General features: G+C 69.6%; 13 protein-coding genes and 1 tRNA gene. 10 read left to right on the top strand and 4 right to left on the bottom strand.

Going from position 1 to position 15,109, the window contains the following annotated elements:
• Positions 1-189: 189 nt before the first annotated feature.
• Together VOI19_RS02535 and VOI19_RS02530 are read left to right on the top strand one after the other, a co-directional pair.
• On the top strand, positions 190-888 hold the full coding sequence (locus tag VOI19_RS02535) for an AMP-binding protein (RefSeq protein WP_323791383.1): 699 nt from the start codon (positions 190-192) through the stop codon (positions 886-888).
• Complete coding sequence (locus VOI19_RS02530; RefSeq protein WP_323791382.1) at positions 885-1,706, top strand: ABC transporter permease; 822 nt, start codon at positions 885-887, stop codon at positions 1,704-1,706. The genes VOI19_RS02535 and VOI19_RS02530 overlap by 4 nt, the downstream gene beginning before the upstream one ends.
• 112 nt (positions 1,707-1,818) lie before the next feature.
• Here VOI19_RS02530 and VOI19_RS02525 read toward each other — a convergent pair whose 3' ends face one another.
• Positions 1,819-2,724 carry a glycine betaine ABC transporter substrate-binding protein gene (locus VOI19_RS02525; RefSeq protein WP_323791381.1) on the bottom strand — a complete coding sequence of 302 codons (906 nt, stop codon included), beginning with the start codon at positions 2,722-2,724 and terminating at the stop codon, positions 1,819-1,821.
• Between the two features lie 187 nt (positions 2,725-2,911).
• On the opposite strand from VOI19_RS02525, the gene VOI19_RS02520 reads away from it, so the two are divergent.
• From VOI19_RS02520 to VOI19_RS02495, 6 genes are all read left to right on the top strand, one after another.
• Positions 2,912-2,985 (top strand) — tRNA-Ile (locus tag VOI19_RS02520).
• 24 nt (positions 2,986-3,009) lie between these two features.
• Positions 3,010-3,183, top strand: a complete 174-nt coding sequence (locus VOI19_RS02515) for a hypothetical protein (RefSeq protein ID WP_323791380.1) — start codon at positions 3,010-3,012, stop codon at positions 3,181-3,183.
• 85 nt (positions 3,184-3,268) lie between these two features.
• Positions 3,269-3,616, top strand: a complete 348-nt coding sequence (locus VOI19_RS02510) for a response regulator (protein WP_323791379.1) — start codon at positions 3,269-3,271, stop codon at positions 3,614-3,616.
• 186 nt (positions 3,617-3,802) lie between these two features.
• Positions 3,803-5,410 (top strand): HAMP domain-containing sensor histidine kinase, encoded by a 1,608-nt coding sequence (locus VOI19_RS02505; RefSeq protein WP_323791378.1) that lies wholly within the window; start codon positions 3,803-3,805, stop codon positions 5,408-5,410.
• A gap of 7 nt (positions 5,411-5,417) precedes the next feature.
• Positions 5,418-7,016 (top strand): HAMP domain-containing sensor histidine kinase, encoded by a 1,599-nt coding sequence (locus VOI19_RS02500; protein ID WP_323791377.1) that lies wholly within the window; start codon positions 5,418-5,420, stop codon positions 7,014-7,016.
• A 40-nt stretch (positions 7,017-7,056) separates the two neighbouring features.
• A complete protein-coding gene (locus VOI19_RS02495; protein WP_323791376.1) occupies positions 7,057-7,449 on the top strand; it encodes a response regulator in 393 nt (130 codons plus the stop codon).
• A 2-nt stretch (positions 7,450-7,451) separates the two neighbouring features.
• Here the strand turns inward: VOI19_RS02495 and VOI19_RS02490 are convergent, their stop codons facing one another.
• From VOI19_RS02490 to VOI19_RS02480, 3 genes are read right to left on the bottom strand one after another with little or no spacing between them, the layout of a single operon-like run.
• Positions 7,452-7,871 (bottom strand): arsenate reductase ArsC, encoded by a 420-nt coding sequence (locus tag VOI19_RS02490; protein ID WP_323791375.1) that lies wholly within the window; start codon positions 7,869-7,871, stop codon positions 7,452-7,454.
• Positions 7,872-7,925: 54 nt separating this feature from the next.
• The gene (locus tag VOI19_RS02485; RefSeq protein WP_323791374.1) at positions 7,926-11,099 is read right to left on the bottom strand and encodes a response regulator; all 3,174 of its coding nucleotides are present in this window, start codon (positions 11,097-11,099) and stop codon (positions 7,926-7,928) included.
• The gene (locus tag VOI19_RS02480; RefSeq protein WP_323791373.1) at positions 11,099-12,505 is read right to left on the bottom strand and encodes a serine/threonine-protein kinase; all 1,407 of its coding nucleotides are present in this window, start codon (positions 12,503-12,505) and stop codon (positions 11,099-11,101) included. The genes VOI19_RS02485 and VOI19_RS02480 overlap by 1 nt, the downstream gene beginning before the upstream one ends.
• A gap of 136 nt (positions 12,506-12,641) precedes the next feature.
• Here VOI19_RS02480 and tyrS point away from each other — a divergent pair, with 136 nt between their 5' ends.
• Both tyrS and VOI19_RS02470 read left to right on the top strand, forming a co-directional pair.
• Positions 12,642-13,922, top strand: a complete 1,281-nt coding sequence (gene tyrS / locus VOI19_RS02475; RefSeq protein WP_323791372.1) for a tyrosine--tRNA ligase — start codon at positions 12,642-12,644, stop codon at positions 13,920-13,922.
• A gap of 9 nt (positions 13,923-13,931) precedes the next feature.
• The gene (locus tag VOI19_RS02470; RefSeq protein WP_323791371.1) at positions 13,932-14,966 is read left to right on the top strand and encodes an alpha-hydroxy acid oxidase; all 1,035 of its coding nucleotides are present in this window, start codon (positions 13,932-13,934) and stop codon (positions 14,964-14,966) included.
• The last annotated feature ends 143 nt before the right edge of the window (positions 14,967-15,109 follow it).

Below are 15,109 nucleotides of genomic sequence, written 5' to 3'. Positions count from 1 at the left end.
ATCTGGGAGCCGGAGCGCGACATCAATCCACTGGTCGACAGCATTACCGACATGATCGACCGCGGGCTGCGCCCGTCCCCGGCGGTGGAGTGACCGGCGATGGACGGCGTCTCGAAGCGCGGACTGGTGTTGGCGGCAGGGGTCATCCGCGTTGTGTCCAAACCCCGCTTGGCACGCTGAGGGGCGCGGATGTTCAGCATCGTCGACATCGCTGCCAAACGAGCCGAGCTGTCGCCCGACAAAGTCGCGCTTGAGGAAATCGTCGGCGGCGCCGCCCTCACCTACCGGGAGCTCGACAACCGTGCCTGCCGGTTCGCCGCTGCCCTGCGCGACCGTGGCATTGCACCGGGCGACCGCATCGCGATCCTGGGTGAGAGGAGCACGATCCACCAGGTCGACACCCCCGAACGGATCCTGGCCCGGCCGATCGACGACTTCGTCAACGACTTCATCGGCAACGGTTCGACGATCAAGGGTCTGAATTTCCTCAAGGTCGACTCCGTGACGTTCACCGGCTACCCCTACATCTCCGTCGAGGACTCCCCGGAGACCGGCCGAGCCAAGCTCGCCGAGTCGGGCTACGACTGGCTGATCCTGGTCGACGAGCACCGCAGCCCCATCCGGTGGCTCCAGGCCTCGGACCTCGCGGCTGGCCCGTCTGCGTACGCGACGGCCGGCGAAGCGGTGGGCGACGAGTGGCTGCGCAGCGAGAGCAGCCTGTTCGAAGCCCTCGAGCTGATGGTGCAGAGCGCGTCGGGGCTCACCGTGGTCGTCGATGCCGAGGGCCACTTCCAGGGTGTCGTGTCGATGGGCGACCTCAACAAGGCGATACGGCGCGCCCAGCGGGAGGCACAGCGCCATTACGAGGACCTGGAGGCCAACGCATGAGTCAAGCCATGCCGCTGGGCGTCACCGACAGACCGCCGTCGGCGCCCCCCGAAAAGAAGCAGACCAAGAAGGACGTCTCGGCCCGGATCCGCGACGGGGGACTGATCGCGGCGCCGTTCCTGATCGCGGCGCTGGCCGGTGTCCTCTACGTCTACTACCAGAGCCTGGACCTGGCCAACGCCAAGCGGCAGCAGCGCTCGGCCCTCGCCTGGTCGGAGAACCTCGTGCCGCAGATCCAGGACACGCTCATCATCGCGTTCTTTTCCACCGTGATCGTGATCGTGATCGCGGTGCCCCTCGGGATCCTGCTGACGCGCGCGTCCTTCCGTCGGGTGGCGCCCGGCATCGTCGGCTTTGCCAACGCGGGCCAGGCGATCCCCGCCTACGGACTGATCGTGCTCGCGCTCATCATCGGCGGTCAGGGCAAGGTCTCGGTCGTCTTCGCCCTGGCGCTCTACGCACTCCTCCCCGTCCTGCGCAACACCATGGTGGGTCTCGAGGCGGTGGACCGCAGCGTGATCGAGGCGGGCCGCGGCATGGGAATGACCCACCGCCTGATCCTGACCCGAATCGAGCTGCCGCTGGCAGTGCCGATCATCGTGGCGGGTATCCGCACTGCGGTGATCATCAACATCGGCATGTCGACGCTGGCCTACCTGATCGGCGGAGGCGGGCTCGGCATCACCATCAGCTCGGGCATCAAGCTCAGCCAGAACCCGGTGCTCATCGTCGGAGCCGTCCTCGTGGCGATCATCGCTCTGACCTTCGACTGGCTGGGTGCTGTGGCAGAACGCTTCCTGCACCCGCGCGGCCTCTGAGCCCCGCCAGCACGACCGGTACGACCGGTACGACGAACGCCGCCGCGCCCCTCGGGGCACGGCGGCGTTCGTCACGGTGTGTCGGTGCCGACTCAGAGTCGGCACAGGGGGGTCAGAGGATCCCGACCTCGGTGAGGTACTCCGCAGCCACGTCGGAGGCCGGCACGCCGTCGACGTCGACCTGAGCGTTCAGCGACGCCATCTTCTCGTTGTCGAGACCGGCGAGGATCGTCTCGACGACCTCGTCGTAGATCTCGGCGTTGGCGTCGTAGACGTCGACCGGCATCGTGTAGGAGACGTTGTAGAGGATGAAGACGCCCGGGTCCTCGACGAGCTCGAGGTTGAGCTCGGTGATCCGTCCGTCGGTGGTGAAGACCTCGCCGAAGTCGCAGGCGCCATCGGAGGTCTCGGTGTAGATGAGACCGGTGTCGAGGATCTGCTGCTGGCTCTCGGGGAGCTCGTAGCCGGTCGCGTCCTCGAAGAGGACCAGTCCGTCGGGCCGGTCGGGGAACTCGGTCTCGAGGCACACGGTGGCGTCCGGGGTGGCCTCGAGGTAGTCGGCCATTCCCTGGAGGTCGAAGGGGCCGTCGGAGGCGGAGAGGTCACCGTTGGCCGCGAAGCCGTAGGTGTCGTTGAACGGCGACAGGCCGACCCACTTGATCTCGTTGTCCGCGAGGTCCTTCTCCGCGGTGACCGTGTAGAGCTCGGTCGGGTCACTGCTCGGGTCCTCCTGGCCGAGGTGGACCGTCCAGCCGGTGCCGTTGTACTCCGGGTAGACGTCGATGTCACCGCTCGTCAACGCGCCACGGTTGACCTCGGTGCCGCCGAGGTCGATCTTGTCCTCCACCTCGATTCCCTCCGCTTCGAGAGCCTGAAGCAGCATCTCGCCCAGCAGGATGTTCTCGGTGAAGTCCTTCGAGCCGACGGTGACGGCGTCGTCGCCACTGCCGCACGCGGTCAGGGTCAGGCTGAGGACGGCGGCTGAGACCAGGCTGGTCAGCTTTGTGCTCGTGCGCATCGATAGTTCCTTCGGTTTGCGTGAAAGGGCTCCCCAAGGGGCCCGGTCCGAAAATCAGGAGATCCTTGGGGAATTCATCGACACTAACAAGGATTCTCTGTTGCAGACGCCAACGCAGCGAGGACGGCCCGGCTGAGTCCGGTGGGTGGCTGACCCGGGATCTGCCGCCGCTAGGCTCTGGTCCGCAGGGGCGGTAGCTCAGTCGGTTAGAGCAGAGGACTCATAATCCTTGGGTCGTGGGTTCGAGCCCCACCCGCCCCACTCGCACTTCCAGTCGAGATCGCGGTGATCGACAGCGCGGGGCGCTACCTGACCAGCGCCGGTGCGTTCACCAGCACCACGCCGAGCTGGCGCACGGCGTTCCTCCCCAGTCCCGGGACTCCGGGGTCGAACTTCTCCTTCACCACACCGGTGCCCTCCCCCGACGTGCCAGCCGGCCCCGGGAGCGTCGCCAGGTGACTCGGTGCTTTCCCTGCGAAGCCTGGCCTGCCGGTGTTTGATGCAGGTGGGACGAGTTGGTCGTGACCACCGGGGGGAGAAGTAGATGGCGCGTGTGGTCGTCGCAGACAACGATCCCGACGCGTTGGACCTGCTGCTGATGGATCTCCGTCTCGAGGGGCACGAGGTGCATGGCGCGCCCGACGCCGCCCGGGCGCAGCTCATGATCGAGGCGCTCGACCCGCACGTGGCCGTCCTGGACCACCGGATGCCACCGGGGGAGGACGGTCTGAGCCTGGCCGAGCGGCTGGTCCGCGAGCACCTCGACCTTCGGGTCCTGCTCTACACCAACTATCAAGGCATCGACCTGCGGCTGCGCGCAGCAGCCATCGACGTACCCCTGCTGGTCAAGGGAAACCTCCGCGCGCTCCGGGCTGCCGTGATCGCACCGTGACCGGCCACCGGATCTCGAGGTCCGCGCTCCTGGTCGGCTCGCTGATGCTGGTCACGGCGGTGCTCAGCCTGCTGACCGGCCGTCACGTGGCCGAGGTGGCCGCTCAGCGCGAGGTGGCTGTCACCGCGGCCGAGAACGTGACGGTGGTGCGGCCGCGTCGAGATGGTTGTCCAGCACAGTGGACTGGTGGTTGCGGCGGTCTACGAGTCGGGGCGGGTCGCCCCGACCGTGCAGGCCCGCCGTGATCGGGTTCGGGGCTACCTCACCCTCGAGCTCGACCTGGTGCCGACGCTGCGCGAGATCACGCCGGACGGCGGGGGACTCGCCGTGGCCGGGCCCGAGCAGCAGGTGGCCTCGGTGCCGGACGAGCTGCCGAGCTCGGGCCCCGCCCACACGGTGGTCTTCCTCCCGACCGGCGGAGAGGAGTGGTCCCTCACCGTCACGGCAGAGCCGGCGGGCATCCCGGTCCTGAGCTGGATCGTCGCCCTCGCGATGGGCCTCGTCGGAGTCGCGGCGGCCATGGGCGTCGCCCTGAGACACCGCGCCGACCGCCTCAACCGTCACGAGCTCGAACGCCTGCAGACCTCCCAGGCTGCGGTGACCTCCCTGGCCCTGGTGGCGCAGCAGCACCTCGATCTGGCCGACGTGCTGCCGGCGCTGGCCACCGAGCTCGCGGTGGGTCTCGACGTGCGCGGGATCACCTTGTCGACGGCCGTCGTCGGTGGTGATCGCTCGCTCTTCACGTGGGGCGTCCCGGTGCCGGAAGGGCCGCTTCTCGTCGGGATGGCGCAGGTCGACGCTGGAGCCTCGGTGTGGCTGAGGCTCGCGCGCAGTGGTCGCACGGCGGCCCGCCTGGGCGTCGTGGTGGGCAGCGACCTCGATGAGCACGACGTACGCACGTTGACGGTGGCCGGTGACGTCATCGCCTTCGCCCTGACCAACGCCGAGGCCTTCGCCCAGCAGCAGGGGCTCGTCGACCGGATGCGGGCCGTCGACGAGCTCAAGTCGGTCTTCTTGTCGACCGCGTCTCACGAGCTGAGGACCCCCGTGGTGGCGATCGCGGGCTACTCGAGCCTGCTCAACGAGAACTGGGACGTCCTGAAGCCCGACAAGGCCCGCGACCTCGTCGACCGGGTCGACCGCAATGCGCAGCGGTTGAGCCGGATGGTCGAGGACCTGCTGGACTTCTCCCGGATCGAGCGCGGCAGCTCGCTGGCCCAGGAGCATGAGGCTCTCGACCTCGGCGAGGTGGTCACTCGCGTGCTGGCGGACCAGCCCGACCTCGGACGCGACCACGACCTCAGGGTCGACGCGCCCGACGGCACCACGGTCGTGGGGTCTCTGCAGGCCGTGGAGCGCGTCGTGGTCAACCTCGTCGGCAACGCGACCAAGTACACGCCCCAGGGCACCTCGATCCGGGTCCTGGTGCGCTCGCTCGACACCGAGGCGCTGCTCGTCGTCGAGGACGACGGTCCGGGCATTGCCGAGACCGACCGCGAGCAGATCTTCAGCCGCTTCTACCGCGGCGAGGGCGACGAGGTGACGCGCACCCGAGGCACCGGTCTGGGGCTGGCGATCGTGACCGAGTTCGCGCTCACGATGGGCGGTACGGCGCGGGTGGAGGCGAGCGACAGCGGTGGCGCCCGTTTCGTCGTGACCTACCCACGCGTGCTCGCCCGTGACACCGACGGTCCGCTCGGCGGCATGTCGTCCGCACCCTTCCGCTCGTCCACCTCGGGACCGACCACCCACCCATCAAGCTCGGGAGGCCCTCGTGACCACACGCACTCGTGATCGACTGATGCCTGCGTTGGCATTCCTCGCCGTCGCCGCAGTGGCGGCGATCATCGTGTCGTTGCTCAAGATCGCCTCCGACGACGGCACCCAGGCGCTCGAGGACGCCAAGCAGGCGCAGGTCCGATCCACCGCGAACAGCTTCAACGCACGGATCGAGTCGTCGTACGCCTCCCTGGCCGGTCTGGGTGCACGGGCGTGGGAGCTGGAGCGGGGCAGCGAGGCCGACCAGGCCGTGCTCGACACCTTCGCGATCGACCCCGAGGCGCTGTCGGGCTTCTTCCTGGTCGACGGCCAGGACGCCGTCACCTCGGGCGTGCTCCTGCGCCCGGGTCGGCTCGGCTCCACCTACGCACCCGCGGGGTGGGACGACGTGAAGGCCGACCTGGCCAACGCCCCCGCCGTGGTGCTGCCGGTCGAGTCGGAGGGGTTGACCACCGAGCTGCCGACCTACGCCTTCGTCGTGGCGATCCGGGGCCAGGACCCCACGAGCGTGCGTGGTGCCTTCGTCTTCGAGCAGGCGCTGACTGCCGACTCGGCCTTCAACCTCGAGATCCAAGCACTGGCGAACGACGCGGCGAGCACGGCGTCCTGGCGCTTCGTCGATGCCAACGCCACCGTGGTGGCGACCACCCGGACCGTCGGTCTGGGACTGCCGGCGAACGACCTCGACCTCTCGACGCTCGGGGCGCTCCCCGTCGTCGTCGACGGCACGCTGGTGATCAGCGCGGACGTGCCCGCGGTCGGGTGGAAGGTGGTGTTCGTCCAGGACGAGGCGGAGTTCGTCGCGCCACTGGCGGGGCCGTTGCAGACAGCCGGGCTGGTCTTGGTGCTGCTCCTCCTCGCGGTCGGGCTCACCCTGACGATCGTGCTGGCGCGCCGGCTGCGGCGCTCCCGCGAGGAGCAGGAACGGTTGCTCGAGCTGCACCGCGCGCAGGAGGAGTTCATCTCCGTGGTCTCGCACGAGCTGAGGACACCGGTCTCCGGGGTGCTCGGGTTCTTGCAGACCACGCTGGACCACTGGCCGGCAATGAGCGACGACGACCGCCGAGATGCCGTGCGTCGGGCCTACGCCAACGCCCGGCGGCTCCAGGCCACCGCGCGCGACGTGCTCGACACCGAGAGCATCGAGTCGGGCGAGTTCGGCTACGCGCGCCACTCGATGGACCTCGCCGACGAGGTGCGGACGTCGGTCGAGGCCTTCGCGAGCGATGGCGCCGAGATCGTCGTGGACCTGCCGGACCACCCCGTGATGATCGAGGCTGATCCCGACCGCATCCAGCAGGTGCTGTCGAACCTGGTCGAGAACGCCCTCAAGTTCGCCAGCCAGGGAGAACCGGTGTCGCTGACGCTCGAGGAGCTGGACGGCGTCGTCCGCCTCACCGTCGTCGACCGCGGGGTGGGCATCGAGGCCGACCAGCTCGAGCGGATCTTCGACAAGTTTGTGCGGACCCGCACCGGCACGGTGTCCGGCACCGGACTGGGGCTCTACATCTCTCGACGTATCGTGGAGGACCACGACGGTCGTATCTGGGCTCAGAGCGAGCCGGGCGGAGCGACGACCTTTGTGGTGGAACTCCCCAGCACGATGCCCGTGGGGGTCTAGAGTCAGCACCAATCAGTCGACCAACCCGAATGAGGACAGCATGACGACCGCGACCGGCTCGGAGGTCCCTACGATCCTGGTCGTCGACGACGAGCCCGACATGCGCGACCTGAGCAGGATGCTGCTCGAGATCGACGGCCTGCACGTGGTCGAGGCCGCTGACGGCGCTGAAGCACTCGACGAGTTCTTCCGTCTCGACCCGCCGCCCTCGCCTGCGGTGGTCGTCCTCGACAGTCGGATGCCGGGCATGACCGGTCTCGAGGTGGCGGCCTCGATGCTCGAGCACAACCCCGAGCAGATGATCGTGGTCTTCTCGGCCCACCTCGACCGCAACCTCGAGGCTGCCGCCAAGGAGCTCGGGGTGGCTCAGTGCATCTCGAAGATCGACGCGCGGCGACTGCCGTCGGTCGTCCGCGAGCTGCTGGCGCGCTGAGGTCAGACGGTCAGCAGTTCGCTGAGCAGGGCCTCGACCCGCCTCCGGATCTCGTCGCGGATCGGCCGCACCGCCTCGATGCCCTGCCCTGCCGGGTCCTCGAGCACCCAGTCCTCGTAGCGCTTCCCCGGGAAGTAGGGGCAGGCGTCGCCGCACCCCATCGTGATGACCACGTCAGAGGTCTCAACAGCCTCGGTGGTGAGCACCTTCGGCGTCGCCGAGGTGATGTCGATGCCGACCTCGGCCATCGCCTCGACGGCAGCCGGGTTGACGCTGTCGGCGGGCATCGAGCCGGCCGAGAGCACCTCGATCCGGCCCCCGCCGAGGCTCAGCAGGTAGCCGGCCGCCATCTGGGAGCGACCCGCGTTGTGCACGCAGACGAAGAGCACGGTGGGGCGGCCCGAGGGGGCAGGCTTAGACATGTGTCTATGTTGACAGGCATCTATGTCTTGCAGCAAGCGAGCGCCGAGGTCGGCTCAGCCCGAGTAGGTCGCCTGGTAGTCGAGGAGGAGGCGCCGGCCTTCGGCCATCGCCTCGCGCAGCTCGTCGAGGAGCGCGTCGGCGCCGTCCGTCGTCCCGTCGGTGGCCAGCTGCTCGAGGGCCCGCGCAGCCTCGCCGGCGCGGTGCACACCGAGGTTGAGGGCGCTCCCCGCGATCTTGTGCGACGACGCCTTGAGACCGACGGTGTCACCCGCGGCGACGAAGTCCGCGATCGCCGACTCGGCTGCCACGGAGTTGGCCTGGAAGTTCCCGATCGCGCGGTCGATGTAGCTCGTGTCCCCAGGGTCGAGGTCGCGAAGCATGTCGAGCCGGACGGTGTCCAGCCCCGGGATGGGGTCGGTGGGAGGAAGCAGCTGCACGTCGTCGCCGACCTGGTCGGTCGATCCACCGCTGGACTCGTCGCGACGCACGATCCAGCGGCTGAGGGTCTGGCTCAGCGCGGACCGGTCGATGGGCTTGGTGAGGAACTCGTCCATCCCGGCCGCCAGGCACCGCTCCCGCTCACCCTCGATCGCTGCGGCGGTCATTGCGATCACGGGCACCCGCGAGTCGCCGGCCTCGCGCTCGCGCAGGGTCCGGGTCGCGGCGTACCCGTCGAGCACCGGCATCTGCACGTCCATGAGCACGGCGTCGAAGGTGTCGCGGGCCAGGAACTCGAGCGCCTCGGCGCCGTTCTGAGCGACCTCGGGGCGGTAGCCCAGCGAGACCAGGATCCCGCTGGCGACCATCTGGTTCACCACGTTGTCCTCGACGACGAGGATCCGGGGGAGGTTCGCGCCGTGAGCGACCACCTCGGCGCGACCGGTCGGTTGGGTGGCGACTCCGACCACCTGGTCGAGCAGGGTCGCGCGCAGCGCGTCGGCCGACAGCGGCCGGTCGAGGAAGGCCGAGACCCCGGCCTCGCGCAGCCGGGCGAGATCGATCTCGAGGTCCGAGCCGATCACGACCATCGCGACCCGGTCGTAGGCCGAGTTGGCTGCCACGTTGCCGACCAGGGCCATCCCGCCGCCGCCGGACAACCGTGCGTCGATCAGGACGGCCCCGTAGGGCTGCTCCCGCTCGAGGGCCAGCGCGAGCAGGGAGTCGGCGGTCGCGACGTCCTTCGCGACGTCGACCTCCATGCCCCACCAGTGCAGCTGCTCGAGCAGCGCCGGAACACGCAGCGGAGAGCCGTCGGCGACGAGGATGCGTCGCCCGGTGAGCCAGGTGCGCGCGTAGTCGTCGAGATCGGTCGCGCCCTCGGGGTGTCGCTGGCACCAGACCGAGAAGGAGAAGATGCTGCCGCCCTGCGGGTTGGGCGAGTAGGACAGGTCGCCGCCGAGCGCTGAGGTGACCTCGCGCGCGATCGACAGCCCGAGGCCGGTGCCACCGAAGCGTCGCGTCGTGGAGGCGTCGGCCTGGGTGAACGGTTCGAAGAGCCGCTCCACCTGCTCGGGCGCGATGCCGATGCCGGTGTCGGTCACGTCGAAGCGCAGCAGCACCCGCTCCCCGTCGTCCTCGAGGTGGGAGACGCGGATGACCACCTCCCCGTCGACGGTGAACTTCACCGCGTTGGACACCAGGTTCATCAGCACCTGAGACAGCCGGGTCGGGTCGCCCAGCACGACCGCGGGCACCGACGCCTCGCACCACACCACCAGCTCGACGCCGCCGGTGCGCGCGGCGCCGGAGAGCACGCGGGACACCTGGTCGACGAGCGAGCGGACGTCGACGTCGACCTGCTCCAGCTCGATGGCTCGGCCGTCGAGCTTGCTGAAGTCGAGCACGTCGTTGAGCACGCTCAGCAGCGTGTGACCGGCGGCCTGCATGCCAGACGTGAGGCGGTACTGCTCGGGGTCCAGGGCGGTGCGCTGGAGCAGGTCGGTGAGTCCGATGATGCCGTTGAGCGGCGTACGGATCTCGTGGCTCATCGTGGTGAGGAACTCTGACTTCTGCCGCGAGGCGGCCATTGCAGCATCGCGCGCCGCGGCCAGGTCGCGGGCGTTCTCCTCGCGCTCGGCCACTCGGGCGAGCTGCAGCGAGAACGTCCAGACCATGGCCTCCACCAGGTCGCGACGAAGCGGCGGCTTGGATGCGGTGATGGTGCCCACACCGTAGGTCCGGCCGTCGGTGCCGACCCGGAAGGCGACGGTGGTGCCGTCGCCGCTCCAGGCGAAGGGGGCGGCTCCCGTCGCGGCCGACCGGGCGAGGGCGACCTCCTCGCTCCGTACGTCGCCGTCGAGCGGCTCGAGCAGTCCCTCCTCGTCGACTCGGAACGCGGCTGACCTGATCCACTCGTCGTGGTCGCTGATCAGTGGTCGCACGATGCTCAGCACCTCGCTCAGCGAGTGTGCTTCGTTGGCCGCAGCAGCGACCCGCCTCATCAAGGCGCTCTGAGTCACCTCGTCGCGCAGGGCACGCTCGGCCAGTCGCATCTCCGTGACGTCCTGGTGCGTGCCGGTGACACGCACCGGGGTCCCGTCGGCATCGGCGAGCACGGCTCCGCGCAGCCGGAGGTCGACCCAGTCGTCAGGCTCGCCGAGTCGGACGTCGACCTCGAACTCACCGGTGCGCGACAACGTCTCCTGCACGTAGACCCGTAGCCGCTCGCGGTCCTCGAGCGGCGCGAGGGCGAGGAAGTCGTCCAGCTGAAACCCGTCGTCGCCCTCCTGCACCTCGGGCAGGAGCGGCGCCCCGCCGAGCGACTCGAATCGACCGGTGGGGATGTCGTAGACCCAGCTCCCGAGCCGTGCGAGGTCCTGCGCCTCGCGCAACGCCTCACGGCTCGCGCGCAACTCGTCAAGCACCCGGCGCCGGTCGTCGTAGGAGTGGATCCGGTGGACGACCGCCGCGACCTCGCCGTCCTGGAGCTGGAGGCTCTCGCGCACCAAGATCCAGGTGCCGTTGCCGTGGACGTCGTGGAACAGCACCTCGACGTCCTCATCCTCGGTCGGCCCGGAGCGCACGCGCTGGAGATGCTCCCGGAACTGCTGCTTCCCGGTCTCGTCGAGGACGTCGAAGGCCGAGACCGTGAGGACGTCCTCGGGTGGGACGCCGTACAGCCGTGCGAAGGCGGAGTTGGCGTAGAGCGTGTGGCCCTCGAGGTCGAACACCCAGATGCCGTCCGGAGAGTCCTCGACCAGGTCTCGGTAGAGCGAGGGCAGGTCCATCACAGCTCGCCGGCGATCAGGTATCCGTCGTCCGCAGCCACGAGCTGCAGCTGCACCAGGTCCTCCTGGCGCCCCGCGCCCTGCCGCTGGTAGCGGTAGGTGTAGCTGACCGTGAGGGCGGACGGGTCGGCCGTGAAGTCCAGCAGCCGCGGGTTGCTCACGCTGCCCCAGAACTCCTCGTAGCGCGTGCTCTCGCGCTGGAAGGCCGGGGTGAGCATTTTGAAGGCCTGCTTCGGCTTGGTGCTGGCCAGGGTGAGGTAGGAGTCGACGAAGCTGCGCAGATCCTTCGTGGTGGGCACTGCCGGAGAGCTCGGTGTCTCGGTGTCGGGCTCGTCCGTCGGGGAGGGGCTCGCGGACGGGGTCGCTGAGGACTCAGAGTCGGGGGAGGCGGCGAGATCCTCCTGCGGGTCGTCCCGCACCGCGAGGGCGACGACGGCCACGACGAGCAGGGCCACCGCGGCCGAGACGATCACCGGCAGCACCGCGCGGCGCCGGGATGCCCGGGATGCCCGGGATGCCCGGGATGCCTGGGACGCCGGGGTCAGGGCTGCGGTGCCGGGTTCGGTCGGGCGAGGCGCCGGGGCAGCAGCGGGGGCGGGTGGTGCCGGCGCGACCTGAGGGGCAGGACGGCCCTCGAGGAAGCCCACGACCTGCGCCATCGTCCATCGGTCGGTGGGGGACGTCCTCATCGTGGCGTCGAGCAGCGGCGCGAGTCGTCCGGCCAGGTCGGTGCGCGGTGGCGGGTCGTTGACGATCCGGTAGAGCGCGCCGAGGACGTTGTCGGTGGCGTCGTACGGCGGGTTGCCGGTCAGCGCGTGGAAGAGCGTCGCACCGAGTGACCAGACGTCGCAGGCGGGAGTCGCCCAGTGCCCCGACGCCACCTCCGGGGCGAGGTAGGCAGGAGACCCGGTCACGAGACCGGTCTGGGTGAGCGCCTGGTCGGTCACCCCGCGTGCGATCCCGAAGTCGGTGAGCTTCACGTGCCCGTCCTCGCGGACCAGGATGTTGCTCGGCTTCACGTCGCGGTGCACGATCCCGTTGGCGTGCGCGGCGGCCAGCGCCGACGCCGCCTGGGCGATGATCGGCGCCGCCTCGTCAGGGCTGAGCGGGCCCTTGCTGCGCACGAGCTCGCTGAGGGTCATCCCCTCGACGTACTCCATCACCAGCCACTGGCGGTCGTCCTCCAGCACCAGGTCGTAGACGCCGACGATGTGCGGGTGGTTGAGACCTGCGGCGATCTTGGCCTCGCGCTCGGCGCGGGCCAGGTCAGGGTTGTCGCCGCCCGGCGCGCTGCCCACGCTCTTGATGGCGACGGGTCGCCCGAGGACCTCGTCACGACCGAGCCAGACCGCGCCCATGCCGCCACGGCCGATCTCGCGGTCGCGCGTGTATCTCCCTGCAATCACTGTTGAGCTCCTCCAGACCGCCCCAACCTACTGGCTGCCGTCCCGATCGGGGTGCCGGTCTCCTCGAACCGGACCCATGCGGAAGACTGATCTCCGTTCCAGGTTCACCCATCAGTTCCGAAGTGAGGACGACCCGATGTCTGCGGTGCCCGTCGACCCCCAGCTGCTCGAAGACCTGCAGTGGCGCGGTCTCGTTGCGCACTCCACCGACGTGGACGCTCTCGGCGAGGCGCTGCGCGGTGGCAGCGTGAGGTTCTACGTCGGTTTCGACCCGACCGCGCCCAGCCTCCACATGGGCAACCTCGTGCAGGTGACGACGGCTCGCCGGCTCCAGGACGCCGGCCACACGCCGTTCATCCTGGTCGGTGGGGCGACGGGGATGATCGGTGACCCGCGCGACTCCGGCGAGCGCACGCTCAACTCCCCGGGCACGGTGCGGGAGTGGACCGGCCGCGTACGTCGTCAGATCGAGCCCTTCCTCTCCTTCGAGGGCTCCAACTCCGCCACGATGGTCAACAACCACGACTGGACCGAGGGGTTGTCGGTCATCGACTTCCTGCGTGACGTCGGAAAGCACTTCCCGGTCAACCGCATGCTGGCGCGCGACACGGTGAAGCGCCGGCTCGAGTCCGGGATCAGCTACACCGAGTTCAGCTACGTCCTGCTCCAGTCGATGGACTTCCTGACGCTCTACCGCGCCCACCAGGTGACCTTGCAGTTCGGTGGTTCGGACCAGTGGGGCAACCTCACCGGCGGCGCCGAGCTCATCCGGCGTGCCGACGGGGGAGCCGCGCACGCCTTCGCCACCCCGCTCATCACCAAGGCGGACGGCACGAAGTACGGCAAGACCGAGGGCGGGGCCCTGTGGCTGGACCCGACGATGATGTCGCCTTACGCCTTCCACCAGTTCTGGCTCAACGTCGAGGACGAGAAGGTCGGCGAGATGCTGCGGATCTTCACCTTCCTGACGCGTGAGGAGATCGAGGCTCTCGAGCAGCGGCACGCCGAGAAGCCGTTCCTCCGTGAGGCCCAGAAGGTCCTCGCCGACGCCGTCACCACCTTCGTCCACGGCGCAGAGGAGACCGAGCAGGCCAAGGCCGCGGCCGGTGCGCTCTTCGGGGGAGGAGACCTCACGGCGCTGAACGCACGCACCCTCGCCGCCGCCTTGAGCGAGGCGGGGTCGACGACGGTCGAGCGCGGGGACGCGCTGCCCACCGTGACCGACCTGCTCGTGGCCTCGGGACTCGCGAGCAGCAAGGGCGATGCCCGTCGCACGATCACCGAGGGCGGCGCCTACCTCAACAACCAGCGGGTCGAGGACCCAGAGGCCGCGGTCGTCGACGCCGATCTGATCGGCGGCTCCTGGTTGGTGCTGCGCCGGGGCAAGAAGAAGTTCGCCGGCATCGAGATCCGCTGAGGAGCAGACGTGGGCGCGCAGCGGTGGCACGAGCAGCTCGAGGCTGATGCCCGCGCCTCACTGCCCGAGCACGTCTGGCGCTACTTCGCCGCGGGGGCACGCGACGAGGTGAGTCTCGCCGAGTCGCTCACGGCCTGGACCGACGTCCGGTTGTGGCCGCACGTCCTGCGCGACGTACGGCGCCCGGAGACCGCGACCAGCCTCCTCGGCACGTCTCTCGCACAACCCCTGGCGATCGCGCCCACCTCGATGCAGCGACTGGCGCACCCGGACGGCGAGCTGGCGATGGCGCGTGCCGCCGCCGAGGCCGGCACCCTCCTGGTGGTCTCGAGCAACGCCGGCACCGCGTTCGCCGAGATCGGCGCCACCGGGGTGAGCTGGTGGCTCCAGGCCTACGTCACCGCCGACCGCGCGCTCATCGCTTCCACCTTCGGTGCTGCGGCCGCCGCCGGTGCCCGGGCGATCGTCCTCACCGTCGACACCCCGGTGCCCGGTGCCAAGTACGACCTGGACGACGAAGCCTTCGGCGACCTGAGTGGCATCTACGGCCACAACCACCCCGCGGTCGTGCGGGGGGAGACCCCGGGGGCCGAGCACGCCCAGGACCTGCGGGCCGAGGACCTCCAGTGGCTGCACGAGCTCACCGGCCTCCCCGTGGTGGTCAAGGGGGTGCTGCGCGGCGACGATGCGCTGCGGTGCCTCGACGCGGGTGCTGCAGCGGTGTGGGTCTCCAACCACGGTGGTCGACAGCTCGATCGCGCCGCGAGCACCCGGGCCGCGCTGCCGGGCGTGGTCGCCGCGGTGGGCGACCGGGCCGAGGTCTACGTGGACGGCGGGATCCGCAGCGGCCTCGACGTGGTCACGGCATTGGCCCTGGGGGCGCGGGGCGTCTTCTGCGGTCGTACGCCGCTGCTGGCGCTGGCCGCCGGGGGAGAGGAACGAGTGCGCTCGACCCTCCAGATCCTGCAGTCCGAGGTCGTCGACGCGCTGCGCCTGGCCGGCTGCTCGACCCTCGCCGAGACCTGTTCGCTGACGGCTCCGTGACGCCATACCGCCCCTGACCTGCACAAACGTCGATGTGGTCTGCGTTACAACGATTCGATTTGTGCATCCGCTGGATCCGTCCTAATGTTCTCTTTGTCGCCAGGGAGCGGCGGGGAGCAAGACCTGCGGGTCGGGCTACCGGC

Source organism: Nocardioides sp. (genome assembly GCF_034670285.1).
Taxonomy (GTDB): domain Bacteria; phylum Actinomycetota; class Actinomycetes; order Propionibacteriales; family Nocardioidaceae; genus Nocardioides.
Note: the sequence above shows the minus strand (reverse complement) of the source record. Positions and strands in the feature narration are given on the sequence as shown.

Coding starts and splice junctions, on each gene's coding strand:
- tyrS (WP_323791372.1), top strand. CDS start 12,642: ATGTCTGCGGTGCCCGTCGACCCCCAGCTGCTCGAAGACCTGCAGTGG.
- VOI19_RS02525 (WP_323791381.1), bottom strand. CDS start 2,724: ATGCGCACGAGCACAAAGCTGACCAGCCTGGTCTCAGCCGCCGTCCTC.
- VOI19_RS02485 (WP_323791374.1), bottom strand. CDS start 11,099: ATGGACCTGCCCTCGCTCTACCGAGACCTGGTCGAGGACTCTCCGGAC.
- VOI19_RS02535 (WP_323791383.1), top strand. CDS start 190: ATGTTCAGCATCGTCGACATCGCTGCCAAACGAGCCGAGCTGTCGCCC.
- VOI19_RS02510 (WP_323791379.1), top strand. CDS start 3,269: ATGGCGCGTGTGGTCGTCGCAGACAACGATCCCGACGCGTTGGACCTG.
- VOI19_RS02530 (WP_323791382.1), top strand. CDS start 885: ATGAGTCAAGCCATGCCGCTGGGCGTCACCGACAGACCGCCGTCGGCG.
- VOI19_RS02495 (WP_323791376.1), top strand. CDS start 7,057: ATGACGACCGCGACCGGCTCGGAGGTCCCTACGATCCTGGTCGTCGAC.
- VOI19_RS02490 (WP_323791375.1), bottom strand. CDS start 7,871: ATGTCTAAGCCTGCCCCCTCGGGCCGCCCCACCGTGCTCTTCGTCTGC.
- VOI19_RS02500 (WP_323791377.1), top strand. CDS start 5,418: ATGCCTGCGTTGGCATTCCTCGCCGTCGCCGCAGTGGCGGCGATCATC.